Raw genomic sequence first — 17,130 nt, forward strand, 5'->3', positions numbered from 1 at the left:
CCTAGCGGGGAGGCGAGGCGTAGACCGGGACGGTGATCTCTTTGCGCTGCGGGAAGGTGGTCATGATGTGGAGATACCCGCTCCAGACCTTGGCCTCGGCCTTGGGGGTGACCGCCACCTCGATGGTGCCGGTCTCTCCCGGCTTCAGCTCGCTCTTCTTGATCTCCGGCTTGATCTGCATCGAGGTCGAGTTAACCTTCACCGAAAGGAGCCGCACGGTGGCGCCGCTTTTGTTGCTCACGGTGATGGTTCCCATCTTGGTGACTCCCGCGGTGGCCGGGGCAAAGGCCAACTGGCGGGGGACTACCTGCAACTGCTCCTCGATGGTACCGTCGAGATAGAAGATGTAGCTCGGTGTCCTGCCAGCGTTGGTGGTCATGGTGACGCTCTTTTCGACCCGGCCGGAGAAGTTGGCGGAGTCGAAGGTCACCTGGATCTGGCCGGTCTTACCGGGGGCGATGGTCGAGGTGGAAGGTTTCGCCGCGGTGCAGCCGCAGGAGGCGATCAGCTGCCGGATCTGCAACGGCGCGTCGCCCGTGTTCTTCACGGTGAAGTTGTGCTGCACCTTCTTCCCCTGGGTGATGGTGCCGAAATTGTACTTCCCCTGTTCGACGGTGAGCTCGGGTGCGGCCAGCGCGGTCACGGCGGTGAGGAGCAGGGCCAACAGTGAGATGGCGGTTAAAGTGGTTTTCATGATCGATTTCCTCTCAAAGTTCGCTATGGACCTGATATTTATACCACAAAAGGTAAGGCGCAACCAGAATGAATTGACACTCCATAGTGGTTCTGCTATAGAAAACGCTGGAGAATATTAATGGATCAACCACACCGGAACCAGGGATATCCCCTGCAACTTCTTTATTCCCCCGAGCGGATACAAACTGAAATCGCACGCCTTGCCAAGGAGATCAACGCCTCGTACGAAGGCCGCGAGCTCCTGGTGATCGTCGTGTTGAAGGGCGCCCTCTTCTTCGCCGCCGATCTGCTGCGCCTTGTCACGGTACCGGTCCGCATGGATCTCGTCAAGCTTTCCAGCTACGCGGGCACCGAGTCGTGCGGCACGGTCCGGCTGACCAAGGACCTGGAGTTCGAGGTGGCCGGCAAGGACGTGCTGGTGGTCGAGGATATCGTCGACACCGGTCTTACGCTTGTCTATCTCCTGGATCTCCTGAAACAGCGGGGGGCGGGCACTCTCAGGGTCTGCACCCTGATCGATAAAACGGAGAGGCGGCAAGCCGAGGTGACTGCCGACTTCGTCGGTTTCCATTGCCAGGGCGGTTTCCTGGTCGGTTACGGTCTCGATCTCGACGAACGGATGAGGGAGCTGCCGGCAATTTACCAGATGATCCAAGATCACGACGGAGAGATTTGATGATACTCGAATGCGATCAGTGTCATACCAAGTTCCGGCTTGACGATTCCAAGCTAAAACCCGGTGGCGTCAAGGTGCGCTGCTCCAAGTGCCGCCACGTCTTCGTGGCTGGCGCCGAGACGGAACCGCGCCAGGAGGAGTCGGATTTCGACGCCCTGCTCTCCGGGCTCGGGGCTCCCACCCCGCCCAAACCGTCCGCCCCTGAGGAGGAAGACTTCGGATTCGAGCCGCAGGCGGCTACCCAGGTTCCACCGGCTGCCGAACTGCCGCAACCGGCTCCCTCGGCACCGGCCGACGATTTCGGCGACCTGGCTTCCTTCGATTTCACCGCCGGACCGGCGGCTGAGGCTCCCAAGGCCCCCGAAGCGCCCGCTCCCCAAGACGAGTTCGGCGATTTCGATTTCGCCGCTCCTTCCGAGGCGGCTCCCGAGCCTCCCAAGGCTTCCGCCGCACCCGCTGAGTTCGAGGATTTCGACTTTGCCGCTTCCTCCGAGGCGGCTCCGGAACCTCCCAAGGCTTCCGCCGCTCCGGACGAATTCGAGGACTTCGACTTTGCCGCTTCCTCCGAGCCGGCCCCCGTGCCTTCCCAGGCTTCGGCCGCTCCGGCCGAATTCGGGGAGTTCGATTTCGACGCCGCCCCCCAGGCAGCCGCCGAGCCCTCCCAGGCTCCCGCCGCTCCTTCCGGGTTCGAGGACTTCGATTTCGCTCCCTCCGAGGAGCCCCCTCCCCTGGAGGAGGCGCCCGCGGCTGCTCCTTCCCTTGAGTTCGGCGAATTCGCCTTCCCTGAGGAGCCTGCCGCCGCCGAATCGGCCCCCCAGCAGGGCGCTCCCGCCGCCCCGGCTCCCCCGGGCGAGGGGTTCGAGTTCGAGGACTTCACCATCAATCCCGAGGGCTCGGTCGCCCCGGTCACCCCGGCCGCCGTCGGTGCCGGATTCGGCGAGTTCGAGTTCTCCGAGGAGACTCTGGCGGCGCCCAAGGAGGCGGCTGCCGAACAGCCTTTCGGCGAATTCTCGTTCGGCGAGGAGCCGGAACAGCCCGCCTCCTCCCAGCCTGCGTCCGCGCTCGCTTCCCCGGAGGCCCCGCTGGAATTCGGAGAGTTCAGCTTCGGCGAAGAGCCTCCCCAACTGGGCGAGTCTCCCACCCCGGAACCGGCCGGCGATTTCGGTTCGCTCTCCTTCTCGGCCCCGGAACCCGAGGCTCCCAAGGCGCCCGAGGAGCCCGTTCCGGCCAAAGAAGAATTCTTCGGCATCGGATCGCTGTCGCTTCCTGCCGAAGACAAAGGTCCCGCTCCCGCTGCCGCACCGGAGACTTCCCTCGCCGCCCTAGGCGCGGAGGAACCGGCCCCCCAGGAGGCGAAGCAACCGTTCGGCAAAAGCTCCCTGGACTTCTCCTTCGGCGCCAAACCGTCGGCTGGCGTTGCCGCTCCTGGCCTTGAAGAGGGTGAGGAGGAGCTGCCGCCCCTTTCCATCACTTCGCGCCGCAAGGGGCGCTCGTGGTTCACCGCCAGCGTGGTGACCCTCGCCGTGCTGGTCATCCTCGCCCTCACCGGGGCCGGACTCTATCTGCTGCAAAGCGGCCCCTCCGCGCTGCAGAAACTCGATAAGGTCGGTCTGGGCTTCGTCGGGAAGTGGTTCGGCGTCGAGGCCCCCGAGGAAGGGCGCATCGTCATCAACAAGCCGCTCGCCTCCTTCGTCGCCAATAAGGAGGCTGGTGAGCTCTTCGTCGTGAACGGCGATGCGGTCAACAACTTCAAGAAGCCGCGGGCCTCCATCCGCGTTAAGGTGTCGGTCTTCGACTCCAAGGGGGCCGTCGTCGCGCAGAAGACCGCCTTCTGCGGCAACAAGCTCTCGAAGGATCAGCTCGAAACGCTCCCCATGACCAAGCTGGACGCCGCCATGAACAACCAGTTCGGGGACTCCCTCTCCAACATGGGGGTCAAGCCGGGCAAGTCGATTTCCTTCGTGGTCGCCATCCCCAACGTTCCCAAGGATGCCGTCGATTTCGCGGTGGAGTCCATCGGGTCGACGGTGGCGGCAGGGCAGTAGCCGACTCTTCCCCAACTAAAAAGGCCGGGCTTTTCAGCCAACGCCCTTACTTATAAGTGGTGAAAAAGATGTGACGTAGGGTATACTCCCCCCAGCCACCGCGGCCGGGGGGAGTTTTTTTATGCCTGAACCTCTGCAAACCACCAAAGGTCAACGTATTCCACCTGTAAATGGTGGTCTCCAGGTTAACTTCTGCAAAAACCCATCTTGCTGTAATTTCGGCACGCCAGCAAGCAACACCCCTCAATCCCGCGGCAAATACGTCAGAGCTGGGAATGATCGGTACAAAGTCACCGGATCTCCCCCGGCTCTTAAGTGTTTGAGTTGTGGAGAAGAGATCCCCATCAAATCGAATGTGGGCATCGCCGAAGAACTCGACAGGCTGATGATGCCTCTCGTACCGCCACCGCAGCAGTCTTGCCAGACGGAGGGCTACCCGAATAACGGTGTGCCGCACTTCAGCGCCAAGAGCATACTGGTCACATACAAAGACCAAGGCAGGCACTCCCAGATACCGTTGCAAGGCTTGCAAGAAGACATTTGCGGTGGGCGGTACGTCTACTAAACGTCAGCGTAAGAGCCACCTGAACTCAGAGATCTTTCGCGCCCTCACCCAGAAGATGCCGCTTAGTTGCATCGCTGAGTTTTCGCGCATTTCCCCCAAAACCGTCTACCGCAAACTAGACTTCATTCACCGGCAGTGCCTTCTTTTCGCCTCCAACCGAGAACGACGTCTCCCTTCCATGGCCTTCGACCGCATGTATATCTGCGTCGACCGCATGGACCAAATCATCAACTGGTCGAACCGTGCAGACAAGCGAAACATCACCATCCAGGCTGTCGCGAGTGCCGACCTAAAGTCGAGCTACGTGTTAGGGTTGCACGTCAATTACGATGATACTCTCTCAAAAGACGACGTTACGTTTGCCGCCATTGAGTGCGCTGACCACGAAAAGCCGCCGCCTTTCCGACGGTTTGCCCGGCTGTGGCTACCTGAAGAGTATGAGAAGGCCGTAAAACTAGCTAAAGGCAATGTCCCCAGCACCGAGGGGATGGGCAGTTTGGATGATTGGATAGAGGCGCTGTCTCACGTGGCGACGTTGAGCAACCGGACCATCCAAGGAGCGAGTGGCAACCGCCTGGCCATGGCCTGCTCGTCCACGCTGAATACACCCTTTACGCGCATTTCTTTTACCTCAAGAGCCTTTTGGCCGGGGGTGGGCAAGGTAAGGTTCTTCCTTGATCAGGAATCGGGTATTCGGGCCGCTTGTTTGTCCGCTTTTGCCGACGAAGTGCTCGCTAAGACCTGCGATGCCTTCTATGTCAGCATCAGCAAGGGAGTCACCAAGGATCGGGCTTTGGCTCTGGTGGCGGAGAGCCAGCGGAAGCTGAATAAGTACGTGGAGAAGTTTGGCTACGAGTGCTTGCACTTGCAGGAACAGCGGCGTCAGTACCTCAAGGACCACATGCACACCTTGTGGAGCCAAAAGGGAAAGTGGAGAGACCGCTGGCTGGAATATCCGTTCCCCAACATGGCGGAACCGGAGAAGCGGGTCTGCTATCTGACGAGCCTCAAGGCGGACTGGTTTGACTATGATGACGAGCACTTGGCCAACCTGCTGCTCAAGGCAACTCTGCATCCAATCGACCGCTTCTTCATGCAGACGCGCCGCAAGACATCGATGCTGGAGCGGCCAAACACCTCTTCATCTGTTGGCAGGAGGTGGTATGGATACAGCGCCTATGATCCTGCTATGGCTGCTAAAATGCTGGAGATTTACAGGGTCTACTACAACTTCGTCAAGATAGGAGATGACTGCAAGACGCCGGCCATGCGTCTTGGCCTTGCCAAGGGACCATGCACCGTCGAGGACATCATCTATTACAGCCCAGAACCTTAAAATGGCTCTTCGGGGGGCGTAGGCGAAAACCAGGAGAGCGCACATTGGCGAAGTGATTCAAAATGGTGCCTTTTATTGGGATCAGAATGGGCTTTATAGGCGGCACTTGATGTGGTATTGAGAAGTCGGGGGGGATGGTGCTGCATATCCCGCCGAAATGTCGGGTAAAAATATCGGGTCAGAGAGACAACAAGAATGGGAACCATTGATAAGCACATTTTTGAACAGGCAGGGGCCAGAGGTTGCAGCAACAGCGACTATAATCTCGCCATAACCACCTGCTGCAAGTCATACATAGTAGAAGACGATGAATTGAATGATGTCTACTTTGACCCGAAGGATGTAAGCAAGGTCTTAGATTTGACAAGCCTTGAGAAATGTCCTATCTGCTCAAAAGACGATTGGGATTATAACATTTTCGATGAATGGCCAAGGGATGAGACTCCGTGGTCTTGGGCATATCATCCAAATCGGTCGATAGTGGAAAATTGGATTAAGAAGAAGACAACCCCATCAAGCCAATAGACCTGTTTCGCTGCGCTCCCAGACATCAGCAGCAACCATGTCGCCCGGAGGGGAGGTAAGGAGCCATAAGGGCCTGGGAAAATATTTTCCGAAGGTGAAACAAAAACTCCCACCGTCCTAACTTCAGGACTGATGGGGGGGTTTGTTTGTTTTCGAGGTCACACTTTCAACACTTTAAGTAAGGGCGTTGCTTTTCAGCCCGGCCTTTTTTTTATCGGTCCCATCGATCCTATCAGTCCTGCTCTTCCTCCCGCCTCAGCTCTTCAAAGAACCGATGTACCCCTTGATGCCGTTGAAGATGCCGGTGGCGGTCAGTTCCTGGTACTGCGGATCCTTCAGTTTCTGCTCGTCCCGGTCGTTGCTGACGAAGGCGGTCTCCACTAGGATGCTCGGCATGCTGGCCCCGACCAGCACGTAGAAGGGGCCCTGCTTGACGCCGAGGTTCTTGACGCTCGCGTAGCCGGTCTGCGCCTTTCTTACCAGGGCCTTCTGCACCTCGTTGGCCAGGTGCGCGGAGTCGTTCAGCTTGTAGTTGGCCATCAGGTCGAAGAGCACCGCCTGCAACATGCTCACCTTTTCCAGGGTGGTGCCGTTCTCCTTGGCGGCCAGCTCGGCCACCTTCTCGGTCTTGGCAAGGTTCAGGTAGTAGGTCTCGATCCCGCAGGCCGAGCGGTTCAGCGAGGCGTTGGCGTGGACGGAGACGAAGAGGTCGGCGCCCACCTTGTTGGCGATGGCGGTACGCTCCTGGAGTTCGATGAATTCGTCGGTGGACCGGGTCATGACCGGCTCGAGCCCGGCCATCCGGATCCGGTCGGCGAGCTTGAGGCCGATCTGCAGCACGATGTCCTTCTCGCGGGTCCCGGTGGGGCTCATGGCGCCGGGGTCGTGACCGCCGTGGCCGGGATCGACCACGATCCGCCTGATCTTGCCGGGCTTGAAGGGCTGGGCCGGTTTCTGCTGCTCTACCGGCGCAGGCTCGGGCTTCTTGGTCTCGATCACCTCCTTGGTGGAGGAGATCTCCTCTTTGCGCTCCCCCATCACGTCCACGATGATCCGGAAGGGATCGGAGAAGGTGAAGACCTTGTACTCCTTGATGCTGTCGAGATCGAGCACCAGACGGACGATTCCCGGCCGGTACTGGGCGATGCGGACGTTCTTCAAAAGCCCGTCCCCTATCGAGAGGTCCTTCACGCCGCGGCCAAGCTTTGCGCCGGTGATGTCGATGTAGAGCTTGCCCGGGATCCGGTGCGGCTCGAAGTGCGCCTCGCGGTCCAGGGTAAGCGACACGCGGGTGTAGCTCGGGGTCGACCAGTGCCTGAGCTCGCTTACCCCGATCGTCTCCCCCTGGGCCAAGGCCACCAGCGGGTCGATCAAGAGCGAGCCCTGGAGGGCGAGGAGCTCGTAATAGAGCCACTGCTGGGCCGGGGCGGAGAGCCCCAGGTATTTCAAAAAGTCCCTTCTGTTCATGGATCGCCTTCCGTTTGCCCGCTTCGGGTCACGCTTCTTCGGCAGTTCTCGGTTTAAAAGCTAATCCCCCGCTCCCCCTCCGCAAAAGGGGGGGGCGGGGGGTGACTACTCGATCATCCTCTTCAGCTCGTCCACCAGGTTGAGCGCCTCCAGTGGCGTCAGGGTGTGGACATCGACGGTTTTGAGCCGCTCCCTAAGCGGCTCGTCGCTGGAGGCGAAGAGCGATAGTTGCGGCGACTGGGCCGGCGCCTTCTTCCCGCGGGCCAGTCTCGGCAGCCCCCCCTCGCCGTACTCCCCCTTCTCCAGGTTGAGGAGGATCTCCTTGGCCCGTTCGATGACCGGCTGGGGAAGACCGGCCAGCCGGGCGACCTGGATGCCGTAGGAGTGGGAGGCGCCGCCGGGGACGATCTTCCTCAGGAAGATGATCCGCTCGTTCCACTCCCTCACCGCGATGTTGAAGTTCTTGATGCCGGGGCGGGTCACCGCCAGCTCGGTCAGTTCGTGGTAGTGGGTGGCGAAGAGGGTCTTGGCCGCGTGCAGCTTGTTGTCGTGCAGGAACTCGGCCACCGCCCAGGCGATGGAGACCCCGTCGAAGGTGGAGGTGCCGCGCCCGATCTCGTCCAGGATCACCAGGCTCTTCGGCGTGGCGTTTCTCAGGATGGCGGCGCTCTCCATCATCTCCACCATGAAGGTCGAGAGCCCCTTGGCAAGGTTGTCGGAGGCCCCCACCCGGGTGAAGATGCGGTCTACCAGCGGGATCCGCGCCCGGTCAGCCGGGACGAAGCTCCCCATCTGCGCCATGAGCGTCACCAGCGCCACCTGCCGCATGAAGGTGGACTTGCCGGCCATGTTGGGGCCGGTGATGATGATCAGCTGGTTTTCGCCGTTGTCGAGCAGGGTGTCGTTGGGGACGAAGCGCTCGGAGGCGTGGATCTCCTCGATGACCGGGTGCCTCCCCTCGGTGATGGAGAGCTCGCTCCCCTCGTGCATCTCCGGGCGGCAGTAGCTCCGGTCGTGGGCGAGCTCGGAGAGCGACACCAGCACGTCCAGGGTGGCCAAGCGGTCGGCGGTACGGGAAAGACGCTCCCCCTGGGCGGCCGCCGCCTCGCGCACCTCCTGGAAGAGGGCGAACTCGAGATCCCGGATCCGTTCCTCGGCCCCCAGCACCTTCTCCTCGTACTCCTTCAACTCCGGGGTGATGTAGCGCTCGGCGTTGGTGAGGGTCTGGCGCCTCAAGTAGTCCTCGGGGACCGCGCCCACGTTGGCCTTGGTGATCTCGATGTAGTAGCCGAAGACCTTGTTGTAGCGGATCTTCAGCGAGTTGATGCCGGTGCGCGCCTTCTCCTTGGCCTCGAGCCGCGCGATGAACCCTTTCCCCTCGCGGCTTATCGCGCGCAGTTCGTCCAGCTCCTCGTGATAGCCGTCGGCGATGATCCCCCCCTCGCGAAGGACGAAGGGAGGATTCTCCACGATGGCCCGGCCGATCAGCTCGCAGATCTCGGGAAGGGGATCGGTGGCGGCGTCGAGCTCCATGAGAAGGGGGGAGGCGAATTCGGCGATCCTCTCCTTGATGGCCGGGATCCGCTCCAGCGACACCTTGAGGGAGGCCAGGTCCTTCGCTGAGGCGGAGGCGAGGCTGATCCGGCAGTTGAGACGCTCCAGGTCGTAGACCCCGTCCAGAAGCTCCCGCAGTTCCGAGCGGACCCCCGGGGCCTGGAGGAGCTCCTCCACCGCGTCCTGGCGCTGGACGATCTTCCCGAGGTCCATCAGGGGGTAGTTGATCCACTGCCTGAGCTTTCTCCCCCCCATGGCGGTGACCGTGCGGTCCATGAGCCCCAGGAGCGATCCGCGCCGCTTCCCTTCCGAGATGGTGGCGGTCAGCTCCAGGTTGCGCCGGGTGTTCTCGTCCAAGAGGAGGTGTTCGCTGTCGGAGTAGGGGGTGATCCCGGTCAGGTGCGGCGCGTTCCCCTTCTGGGTCTCCAGGAGGTGGTGGAGGGCGGCACCGGCGGCGACGACCGCCACCGGCAGGGCGTCGAGCCCAAGCGACGCCGGGGTGGCCCCCTTGAACTGGTTGGCCATCAGCCGCTTCGCGTAATCGGCGTCGTAGACCCACTCCTCGAAGTAGGTGAGCGTGCGGTCGATCCCGAGCTGGGTGAGCCCCTTGCCCTTCGGCTCGTCACGGAAGCGGGAAGGGAGGATCACCTCCCGCGGCGCCACGCAGGCCGCCTCGGCCAAGACCGCGGTGAGCCCGTTGAGCTCGGTGACCCGGAACTCGCCGGTGGAGAGATCGAGGTAGGCGATCCCGTAGCGCTCCCCTTCGCAGGCGATGGCCAGCAGGTAGTTGTTCTCCTTGGGGGAGAGGGAGACGTCCTCCACCACGAGGCCGGGGGTGACGACCTTGACCACCTCGCGCTTGACGATCCCCTTGGCGAGCTTGGGGTCCTCGGTCTGCTCGCAGATGGCCACCTTTTCCCCGGCCTCGACCAGCTTGGCGATGTAGGGGGCGCAGGAGTGGAAGGGGACCCCACAAAGCGGGACTTCGTCTCCCTGGGAGCTCTTGTTGCGGGAGGTGAGGGTGATGCCCAGGATGCGGGAGGCCTTGACGGCGTCCTCCAGGAACATCTCGTAAAAATCTCCCATCCTGAAGAACAGGATGGCATCGGGGTAGTCGGCCTTGATTTCCAGGTACTGCCGCATCATCGGCGTCATTTCGGACATTTGCAAACCTTTTAGGGGGGAGGAAAAAGCGGCGTCATCTTAGCAAAATCACTGGCGGGTGTAAAGCGTGCTTAGGCGGCGGGGGCAATCTTCCCACGGAGGCAGGGCGGAGCTTTGGGCCACGGGGAGGAAGGCTTCGGCCGGACGGGGAGGGGAGCGAAGCCGGGGGGGAGGTGAGAATAGGAAAGGCACCCTTTGCTGCGGATTTCTTCCGCTTCCGAAGACCTGCTATAATCTTTGCAACGACTTGTATCCGAGCGTATCGACGACAGGAGAGTGGCTGGATGAGAGCAAGCAGCAGAAGTCACGGGTGCCAGGGGCAGACCGGGCACGCCTATCCGAAGGAACTGGTGGCCTTCATCACGGAGAAGCTGGAGGACCCGGCCTTTCTGGATCGTTTCTGCCCCGGCGGGACCTGCTCCTTCACGATGCCCGACCCGGCCGTACTCGAGCGGGTGCTCTCGACCTGCTACCAGGCGAGCCTTTTAAGGGAGGAGGAGCGCCCGGTCATGTTCCGCCTCATCATCAGGGAGGCCAACCTCTTCGACGCCGAGGACGGACCCCCGACCGGGATCCACCGGCTGGTCTTCTCCCGCTCCCGCCCCTTCAACGAGTATGAGCTCCACCGGCTGGCCCCGGCCGCCGACTTCTACCGTACCCTGATCGGGATCTCCATCGATCCGGTGGACGGCGCGCAGATCTGGGGGCTTCTCCACTCAGGCACCCGCTGGATGCACAACGTGTACGGAGGGCGCAAGACCTCTCCGCCGCTCCCCTTTTCCGTGGTGATCTACGTGACCGGGGCCGGCCAGCTCTCGGTCTGCATCGGCTCCGAGATCGTGGCCTCCCTCAACGGCGGACAGATCAACTGTCCGATGGTGGACGTCTTCAACTCGCACTGGATCGCCGACTCGCTGGCTGTCGTTCACGCCGAGACCTGGGCGCTGCACCGGGCCGCCCATGCCCGCGCCGATACCGTCTGGGCCAACCTCGATCCCGATTTCGGACTCTACGTCGGCCAGCAGGCCATCCGCCGGATCATCAGCGTGATCAGGAACACCCATCACGGGGGGCTTTTGGTCTACCTCCCCCCGGAGATGACCGAAGAGATCCAGCGGGAGAACCGGTTTCTGACCATCAAGTACCAGTTCCTCGAATACGAGTCGCGCCAGCGGTTCAGGACGCTGACCCTGCGGGTGATGAACAAGCTGGCCGAGATCTACGGCGATCCGGACGAGCCCCAGAAGGTGGTGGGGTGGCGGGAGTACGTGACCAGCAAGGACGACGCCATCGCCCTCTTGGACGAGGCGATCTTCGACGTGGCGCACTTCATCGCGGCGCTCTCGGCGGTGGACGGGGCGGTGGTGATCACCAAGCGGCAGGAGCTTTTGGGGTTTGGCGGCGTGATCTCGGGGGATCTGGACAGCGTGGGGATGGTGACCCATGCCCTGGACACCGAGGGGACCCGGACCGAGCAGGTCTTGAGCGAGGGAGTGGGGACCCGGCACCGGGCCGCCTACCGGCTCTGCCAGCAGCTCCACGACGCCATCGCCATCGTGATCTCCCAGGACGAGAGCGTCCAGATCGTCAAGTGGCACAACGGTGCCGTCACCTACTGGGACCAAGTCCCCACCGGCGTCCCCGGCTTCTAACCCCCGGCTCATAAAGGTGCCTGGCCCCCTTGGCTGTGTCCCCCGGATGTGTGGCCCCAGTGGCCTATTTTTTGAGGTAGAGGTAGGCGTTGACCTCGGCGGGCTTGTTGAGGGTGTTGTAGAAGTACACGCGATAGCGTGGAAAGCCTACGTTCAAGGCGGGCAGCGCGCAACTGAAGTACTCGGAATCGCCGCTTCTCACACTGCAGGCGATTTCGACCGGAAACTGGATCTGTTTGACCTCTTTCAGAACCCTGAGCACTGGCTCCTCGTCGGGGATCAGCATGAGGCCGACATTTCCAGATAGAAAAGTGGTGCTCTTTACTTCTCCTTGCAGGGAAAGCGTTACCGAGGTGAAACCGTCGGTGTCGACCTTTCCCGCATGGAGCAGTTCATTGAGATCGTTTCTTGCCCCGGGCGTAACGAGCAGTCCCTCCAACTTGTATGTCCTCGTGGTCCCCTCGACGGTGACCGCTCCTCTCACCTGCTGCAGCGCGGGAAAGTTGTTGACCGACACCTCGGCCGCCGTCCCCGGGTATGCCGCCGGCGTCAGCAAGAAAGTCAGAGCAATGAGTACAGCGGCAGGACACAGGCGCTTCATGGTAGCCATCAGGTTCTCCTTTAGGATCGGGAATACATGCGCAAATTAGTTAGTTAGTTGAGTCAGCAGGGGGAGCACGTCCCGCCAAGCCGAAGGCTTGGCTTCAGCGGGGAAGCGGCTGGATCAACGGGGCCTGGCGGGAATTCCCACGTTTCCCAGTTGGAGATCCAGGACTTCGCTGCCTCTTTCAATGACGATGCGGCCATCTACATCGATGACACAAAGCCTGCTGGATCTCATGTCCAGCCACCTTACGTCCAGACGATTCGACAGCAGGCGTCTTGCCTGCTTCACGTGATGCAAGAACGAGGCGCGCTCGCCACTCGAAAGTGCCAATTGATCGCGCAGCGCCACTCCTCTCCCCCGGGCCACGAAAGGAAGAAAACTGAGCCGCTTGATCTTTTGCCGAAGGCAGAAATCGATCGCCCAATCGAGCACCCAGCCCCCTCCCGCCACCAGCGTGGTCTGTACCGAGACCGGCACCTTCGCTACCTGGAGCATCCGGAGGGTGGCAACGGTCCTGTCGAAACCGTCGCATCCGACCAGGCCGTTGTGGTGGTTGCGGTCACCGTGGAGGCTCACCTTGACGTGGGTACCGGACTCCTGCAAAGCGGCGGCCACATCGTCTGAAACCTCGATGCCGTTGGTGGTCACGCGGCTTTTGGCGCCGCTTGCGGCCACGTGCCGCAACAGCCCCGGAAGGGCAGGGTGGATAGCCGGCTCGCCGCCGCAGAAATGGATCGATCTCACCCCGGCGGAGAAGAGCCAATCCAGACGGGCCTTCAAGGTCTCCTCGCTGACCGTGATGCCGTCGGGGGGAGCCAGGCAAAAACGGCAGCGGGCATTGCAGTGGCGGGATACGCGGAAACAGACGGCAGGCGGCAGCGAGTCCCGCCTCACCTTTTCATTTCCGCCAGCATGTTGCAAAAAAGCAGACCCTGCTCGATCGCGTCGTCGAGCGCGACGTGGGAATGGGGGGCGGGATCGAACCACCTTTTGGGCATGTTTTTCTTGGCGGTCTTGCGGAACTCGGTGCGCAGCAGCGCCATGGCGAGCGTCTTTATATCGAGCGCCGCGAAGCTGAACGGACTGTGCCCCACGAAGCGGATCAGGTACCAGTACACGAACATGAAATCGAAAGCGGCGGGGTAGCCGACAAAGACCGGCTTCCCCGGCAGCCGTTGCACCCAGGCGGCGTAATCGGCCATGGCCTCCCCGGGATCCCGCAAATCCTGGCGACACTTCTCCCAGGCCTCCAGGTGGGCTCCCCACCAGTTAACGGTATCGGGATGCGCGCTCGCTCCCGGTAAGGTTTCCAGGTTGGCCGAGAAGGTCCCAACCATGGTCTTGTCGGGGAGAAACGCCGCCGAGGCGAAACTCAGCATGGAGTACGGTCCCGGAATGGGGCCGTCGACCTCGACATCGGTGCTGATGTAGATTTCACTCATCCCATTGCCTCCCCAGCGGCCATTTGGCTGGCGACCCACTTCGAGACCGCTTCCCTTCCGCGTTTCACGAGCGCGGTATTCCAATCCTTGCACCGTGGGGGAGGGGGCAGGCGCCGCACCTCCGCACCGAGTAGCTGCTTCCGGTAACTCTCCGCGTTGGCCTCCCCGGGCCGCCCCGCATCGAAGGCCGCCCAGACGGTCCGGCCGCGGCTGACCTCGGCCAGCCAGGGGACGTGACGTCCTATCGTGGCCACCGAGCTCCACCCGGAGACCGCCAGCGACAAGGCGTCAAAGAGACCCTCCACCACGATGAGGGGATCCACCCTCCACGACTCCGGCAACGAGATGACACCACCGGGCCTGCCGACGGTGAACATCTTGTCCTGAAGCCTCGCCGTGCTCAGGTAGCGGCCGTGAAGTGAGGTGAGATTGCCTTGGACGTCGTGCAGGGGGACTATTACCGCCGGGCGCCCGGCGAAGTCGCCGTGATACCTGACGCCGAAGGTGGTGGCGATATCGGCCCCGATGCCGCGGCGCAGCAGATACGCGTGACCGGGTGTGCCGCTAACAGGCTCGGCGCCCGCATAGACCTCCTCTGGCGACAGGGAAGAACCGGGCATCGAAACGGGGTCTTTGAAGATGTGCTTCTTCATTATTCGTCAAGCCGTGCGAAGCGCGGGACCAGGTGGCCGTTTACCTCGACCTGTTCTTCAAACATCGCCCGTGGCCTGACCCAGAGGGAGTGGTCGCCGTAGAGCTTTCGGTAGACCACCATTTCCTCCTCCGTTTCGCTGTGGCGGGCGATGCCGATGACCTCGTATTCGTTTCCCTTGTAGTGCCGGTAACGGCCGGGAAGGAGTTTGCCGGTAGCACCACTCATGTCAGCCCCCCTGGATTTGCGTTTTTTTCCCATACCAGCCGTGGATCATCAGGGATTGGAAAAACCGCACCGGGCAGGCGATCCCGCTTTCCCGGATAAGAGCTTCCGTTTCCGTTGGGGGGAGGACCGTCAGGACCTCCTTCAACTGCTTGGGAAGCGAAGCTAACGAGTCGGGAGTCGCGCCCATCAGCGTTTGCACCGCCCCCCAGTTTTTGAGCATGGACGGGAACTCCGCTGACTCCAGATCGAAACTGATCTCCACGTTTACGAGATAACCATCTTCTCGCAGGCGGCTCGTCATCTGCCGGTAGAAGCTCGATCGTTGGCCGCGTGCCACGAAATGGGCAACAAAAAGGCTCAAAACCGCATCGAAGCTCGCCTCGGCGGGGACGTCTTGGACATAGCCATGAACGAACTCGCAGCGATCGGCCACACCGGCAGCCTCGATGCGTTCCCGGCAGAGATCGAGCATGGCGAGTGAGGGATCCAGGGCGACGAAACTCCATTCGGGAAAGCTCCGCGACAGTGAAAGAATTTCGGCCCCCGTTCCCGCCCCCACGCAGAGGATGCGTGACCGGGCAGGGATATCTTTGAGAATCAACCCCATAAGAAAATGCACGCACTCCGAGATAGGACGGAGCTTGCTGTTTTTCTCGTCGTAGAGTTGAGCAGCCTCTTTGGTAAAAAAATCGACCGGTTTTTTATTCATAAGGATCCTTATAGCCCGCCGCCGCACAACCCGCGTGCCGTAATTCCGAGTAAATAGCCGTAGTCCCACCACTTGCGCCCGCTCCGACGGTCCGCCGGCTAGGGGTGATTAGTTTCACGGAAATCCTGCGTGATTCCTATTGGTTGAGCTATTTCTTTCCAGGTCCCGGAGAAAAGTGAATATATTCCGACTCTCCATCATCCATCCGCCCTCCAACCAGATATCAATTTATCAATGCCTGGCCGTACAGCTTTCCCATGTTCATCTCTTTGTTCCCGCCCAACGAGGGTAGCTAACATTGGGGTGCGCCAACGACACAAGGCTGACCGGCGGAGCGTCCAACTCTATCCACCTGTTCCCGCTTTCACCATCGCGTAGGCCGGTCCTGCCGCTTGTTGGGCTCATCTGGTCTCGTCACATTACAACGAACCAGTCCCTTTCAGTTTCCTCGGTCTTGGTCGGAGCGCGTGTTGGTTTTTCCATTTCGTATCGGAGTTAATGCCCCAAGAAGTCCACTAATTACAGGTATAGCAATCCACGTAAATGTCACAGATGGAATGCTCTTGTTAACATTTTTGATGCTTTGCAAGGTGCTATTTTTGAGATTTCTTAATTCTACATCTTCTTTTGTTGGAACAAACCGAGCTTCTTTCCCGTTATCAGTTAAGTAGCTTACAATCACTCCTTCGTAAAAATATTTATCCTTGGCATATATTTGAGACAGTTTAATTCTTTTATCTAAAGGTAAATCAGCTTCCTTCATAATGGATTCCATCTTGTAAAAATGTGGCTTTGAAATATCTTCTATATTTTTGCTAATATTCTTATACATGTTGATAGAGTACAATGGGATAGCACACAAAAGTAGGCCGATAAGCAGCATCGTAATGCCTGAATAGCTCGGCCAATCTCGACGCATTTTCCTTATTCCAGTGGTAATTAGGCTAACTATCAAAAGGAAGGAGCCGAACAACGATAACGATTCTACAGAAGATCCCCCAAAATGAACTTTTCCATCGTCAAGATGACAGAAGGTGGTAATTGCTTCTGCAACCAAGATCATGGCAAGCGCAGCAATAATCAGCCGTTCTCCACGAACTTTTGGAAATTTTATGGCCATTTTTTCGATTCCATTTTATTCATCTCGTCCAACGGCCGGAAGTTGACCGGCTGCGGCCGGCCAACTTCCTTGTTGGGATCACTCACTCCCAAGTTATCAATTTATCAATAACCGGTTCCATGTGTTTCCCGCACTCTTTCATGGACGCTGCCGACATCTCTACAACTGTTAAATTTTCAGCAATGAAGTTTAGCCGGTGATTAACGCCGCTCTCCTGCAGAACGCATTCACAACTTGTTATGCGCACCTTTGATTGATACTGTTTTTTATTGTTATTAAAAAATTGTATGTTATTACAGATAGAATAACTGCAATGAGTTCGATTATCATGTATTCAAGGAAAAAGCCACCTACTGTATATATTGTTCCTGTTTTAAGTTTTTGCCAGTACATAAAGAAGAAAATCGGAGTAAGAGTCACCCATACAGCTAGCGAGACCTTGGCAAGATACCAGATGTTCGCCCTTCCGATGAGGTAGGAAAGGAACAGGTAGCCGAAAAAATTGGTAAATCGCTTAATAAACAATTTGGGGAGGATCGGAAGGCTATTCTCAAACGGCAAATACTGATCTTGCCCAGCAATAACGGACACGAAATTAAGCGGCTTGTCTGGCCTCAAACGCTGCCGGGCTGATGTTGCCATTGGCGCTATGACGGCGGTTACGGTTGTAGTCAACCTCGATGTATTCAAAA

At 59.7% G+C, this 17,130-nt stretch carries 16 protein-coding genes; 6 read left to right on the plus strand and 10 right to left on the minus strand.

The genetic code is table 11. From position 1 onward, the window contains the following. Window position 1: 1 nt before the first annotated feature. Window positions 2-694 carry a DUF1573 domain-containing protein gene (locus L4X63_RS11485; protein WP_250678766.1) on the minus strand — a complete coding sequence of 231 codons (693 nt, stop codon included), beginning with the start codon at window positions 692-694 and terminating at the stop codon, window positions 2-4. A gap of 120 nt (window positions 695-814) precedes the next feature. Between L4X63_RS11485 and hpt the strand changes: the two genes are divergently transcribed. The 5 genes from hpt (at window position 815) to L4X63_RS11510 (ending at window position 5,843) form a co-directional block, all read left to right on the plus strand. Beyond that, a complete protein-coding gene (hpt, locus tag L4X63_RS11490) occupies window positions 815-1,372 on the plus strand; it encodes a hypoxanthine phosphoribosyltransferase (RefSeq protein WP_250678767.1) in 558 nt (185 codons plus the stop codon). Continuing rightward, window positions 1,372-3,417, plus strand: coding sequence for a DUF3426 domain-containing protein (locus tag L4X63_RS11495; RefSeq protein ID WP_250678768.1), 2,046 nt, complete (start codon window positions 1,372-1,374; stop codon window positions 3,415-3,417). The genes hpt and L4X63_RS11495 overlap by 1 nt, the downstream gene beginning before the upstream one ends. Before the next feature lie 121 nt (window positions 3,418-3,538). Then, window positions 3,539-3,982 (plus strand): hypothetical protein, encoded by a 444-nt coding sequence (locus L4X63_RS11500; RefSeq protein ID WP_250678769.1) that lies wholly within the window; start codon window positions 3,539-3,541, stop codon window positions 3,980-3,982. A gap of 178 nt (window positions 3,983-4,160) precedes the next feature. Then, a complete protein-coding gene (locus L4X63_RS11505) occupies window positions 4,161-5,318 on the plus strand; it encodes a hypothetical protein (RefSeq protein ID WP_250678770.1) in 1,158 nt (385 codons plus the stop codon). A 195-nt stretch (window positions 5,319-5,513) separates the two neighbouring features. After that, on the plus strand, window positions 5,514-5,843 hold the full coding sequence (locus L4X63_RS11510) for a hypothetical protein (RefSeq protein ID WP_250678771.1): 330 nt from the start codon (window positions 5,514-5,516) through the stop codon (window positions 5,841-5,843). A 255-nt stretch (window positions 5,844-6,098) separates the two neighbouring features. Here the strand turns inward: L4X63_RS11510 and L4X63_RS11515 are convergent, their stop codons facing one another. Both L4X63_RS11515 and mutS read right to left on the minus strand, forming a co-directional pair. Then, entirely contained in the window at window positions 6,099-7,310 is a 1,212-nt protein-coding gene (locus L4X63_RS11515; protein ID WP_250678772.1) for an N-acetylmuramoyl-L-alanine amidase, read from the minus strand. A gap of 105 nt (window positions 7,311-7,415) precedes the next feature. After that, window positions 7,416-10,028 carry a DNA mismatch repair protein MutS gene (mutS, locus tag L4X63_RS11520; RefSeq protein WP_250678773.1) on the minus strand — a complete coding sequence of 871 codons (2,613 nt, stop codon included), beginning with the start codon at window positions 10,026-10,028 and terminating at the stop codon, window positions 7,416-7,418. Window positions 10,029-10,312: 284 nt separating this feature from the next. On the opposite strand from mutS, the gene L4X63_RS11525 reads away from it, so the two are divergent. Further along, entirely contained in the window at window positions 10,313-11,680 is a 1,368-nt protein-coding gene (locus L4X63_RS11525) for a putative sensor domain DACNV-containing protein (RefSeq protein ID WP_250678774.1), read from the plus strand. Window positions 11,681-11,744: 64 nt separating this feature from the next. On the opposite strand, the gene L4X63_RS11530 is transcribed toward L4X63_RS11525, so the two are convergent. The 7 genes from L4X63_RS11530 to L4X63_RS11560 all read right to left on the minus strand — a co-directional run bounded on the left by L4X63_RS11530 (window position 11,745) and on the right by L4X63_RS11560 (window position 16,438). Then, the gene (locus L4X63_RS11530; RefSeq protein WP_250678775.1) at window positions 11,745-12,290 is read right to left on the minus strand and encodes a hypothetical protein; all 546 of its coding nucleotides are present in this window, start codon (window positions 12,288-12,290) and stop codon (window positions 11,745-11,747) included. Window positions 12,291-12,404: 114 nt separating this feature from the next. After that, window positions 12,405-13,181, minus strand: coding sequence for a radical SAM protein (locus L4X63_RS11535; protein WP_250678776.1), 777 nt, complete (start codon window positions 13,179-13,181; stop codon window positions 12,405-12,407). After that, window positions 13,178-13,729 carry a 3'-5' exonuclease family protein gene (locus L4X63_RS11540; protein ID WP_250678777.1) on the minus strand — a complete coding sequence of 184 codons (552 nt, stop codon included), beginning with the start codon at window positions 13,727-13,729 and terminating at the stop codon, window positions 13,178-13,180. The genes L4X63_RS11535 and L4X63_RS11540 overlap by 4 nt, the downstream gene beginning before the upstream one ends. Further along, window positions 13,726-14,382 (minus strand): toprim domain-containing protein, encoded by a 657-nt coding sequence (locus L4X63_RS11545; protein ID WP_250678778.1) that lies wholly within the window; start codon window positions 14,380-14,382, stop codon window positions 13,726-13,728. The genes L4X63_RS11540 and L4X63_RS11545 overlap by 4 nt, the downstream gene beginning before the upstream one ends. Beyond that, window positions 14,382-14,609: a DUF1653 domain-containing protein gene (locus L4X63_RS11550; protein ID WP_250678779.1), complete on the minus strand. Its 228-nt coding sequence runs from the start codon at window positions 14,607-14,609 to the stop codon at window positions 14,382-14,384. The genes L4X63_RS11545 and L4X63_RS11550 overlap by 1 nt, the downstream gene beginning before the upstream one ends. A gap of 1 nt (window position 14,610) precedes the next feature. Then, window positions 14,611-15,318 (minus strand): class I SAM-dependent methyltransferase, encoded by a 708-nt coding sequence (locus L4X63_RS11555; protein ID WP_250678780.1) that lies wholly within the window; start codon window positions 15,316-15,318, stop codon window positions 14,611-14,613. A 439-nt stretch (window positions 15,319-15,757) separates the two neighbouring features. Beyond that, window positions 15,758-16,438 carry a hypothetical protein gene (locus tag L4X63_RS11560; RefSeq protein ID WP_250678781.1) on the minus strand — a complete coding sequence of 227 codons (681 nt, stop codon included), beginning with the start codon at window positions 16,436-16,438 and terminating at the stop codon, window positions 15,758-15,760. Between the last annotated feature and the right edge of the window lie 692 nt (window positions 16,439-17,130).

Origin of the sequence: Geomonas sp. Red32 (genome assembly GCF_023652955.1) — a bacterium.
Classification (GTDB): domain Bacteria; phylum Desulfobacterota; class Desulfuromonadia; order Geobacterales; family Geobacteraceae; genus Geomonas.

Excerpts from the sequence above, each read along its gene's own strand:
- L4X63_RS11560 (WP_250678781.1), bottom strand. The coding sequence starts at position 16,438 with ATGGCCATAAAATTTCCAAAAGTTCGTGGAGAACGGCTGATTATTGCT.
- L4X63_RS11495 (WP_250678768.1), top strand. The coding sequence starts at position 1,372 with ATGATACTCGAATGCGATCAGTGTCATACCAAGTTCCGGCTTGACGAT.
- L4X63_RS11525 (WP_250678774.1), top strand. The coding sequence starts at position 10,313 with ATGAGAGCAAGCAGCAGAAGTCACGGGTGCCAGGGGCAGACCGGGCAC.
- L4X63_RS11485 (WP_250678766.1), bottom strand. The coding sequence starts at position 694 with ATGAAAACCACTTTAACCGCCATCTCACTGTTGGCCCTGCTCCTCACC.
- L4X63_RS11550 (WP_250678779.1), bottom strand. The coding sequence starts at position 14,609 with ATGAGTGGTGCTACCGGCAAACTCCTTCCCGGCCGTTACCGGCACTAC.
- mutS (WP_250678773.1), bottom strand. The coding sequence starts at position 10,028 with ATGTCCGAAATGACGCCGATGATGCGGCAGTACCTGGAAATCAAGGCC.
- L4X63_RS11500 (WP_250678769.1), top strand. The coding sequence starts at position 3,539 with ATGCCTGAACCTCTGCAAACCACCAAAGGTCAACGTATTCCACCTGTA.
- L4X63_RS11540 (WP_250678777.1), bottom strand. The coding sequence starts at position 13,729 with ATGAGTGAAATCTACATCAGCACCGATGTCGAGGTCGACGGCCCCATT.
- L4X63_RS11515 (WP_250678772.1), bottom strand. The coding sequence starts at position 7,310 with ATGAACAGAAGGGACTTTTTGAAATACCTGGGGCTCTCCGCCCCGGCC.
- L4X63_RS11555 (WP_250678780.1), bottom strand. The coding sequence starts at position 15,318 with ATGAATAAAAAACCGGTCGATTTTTTTACCAAAGAGGCTGCTCAACTC.
- L4X63_RS11530 (WP_250678775.1), bottom strand. The coding sequence starts at position 12,290 with ATGGCTACCATGAAGCGCCTGTGTCCTGCCGCTGTACTCATTGCTCTG.
- L4X63_RS11505 (WP_250678770.1), top strand. The coding sequence starts at position 4,161 with ATGGCCTTCGACCGCATGTATATCTGCGTCGACCGCATGGACCAAATC.
- hpt (WP_250678767.1), top strand. The coding sequence starts at position 815 with ATGGATCAACCACACCGGAACCAGGGATATCCCCTGCAACTTCTTTAT.
- L4X63_RS11510 (WP_250678771.1), top strand. The coding sequence starts at position 5,514 with ATGGGAACCATTGATAAGCACATTTTTGAACAGGCAGGGGCCAGAGGT.
- L4X63_RS11545 (WP_250678778.1), bottom strand. The coding sequence starts at position 14,382 with ATGAAGAAGCACATCTTCAAAGACCCCGTTTCGATGCCCGGTTCTTCC.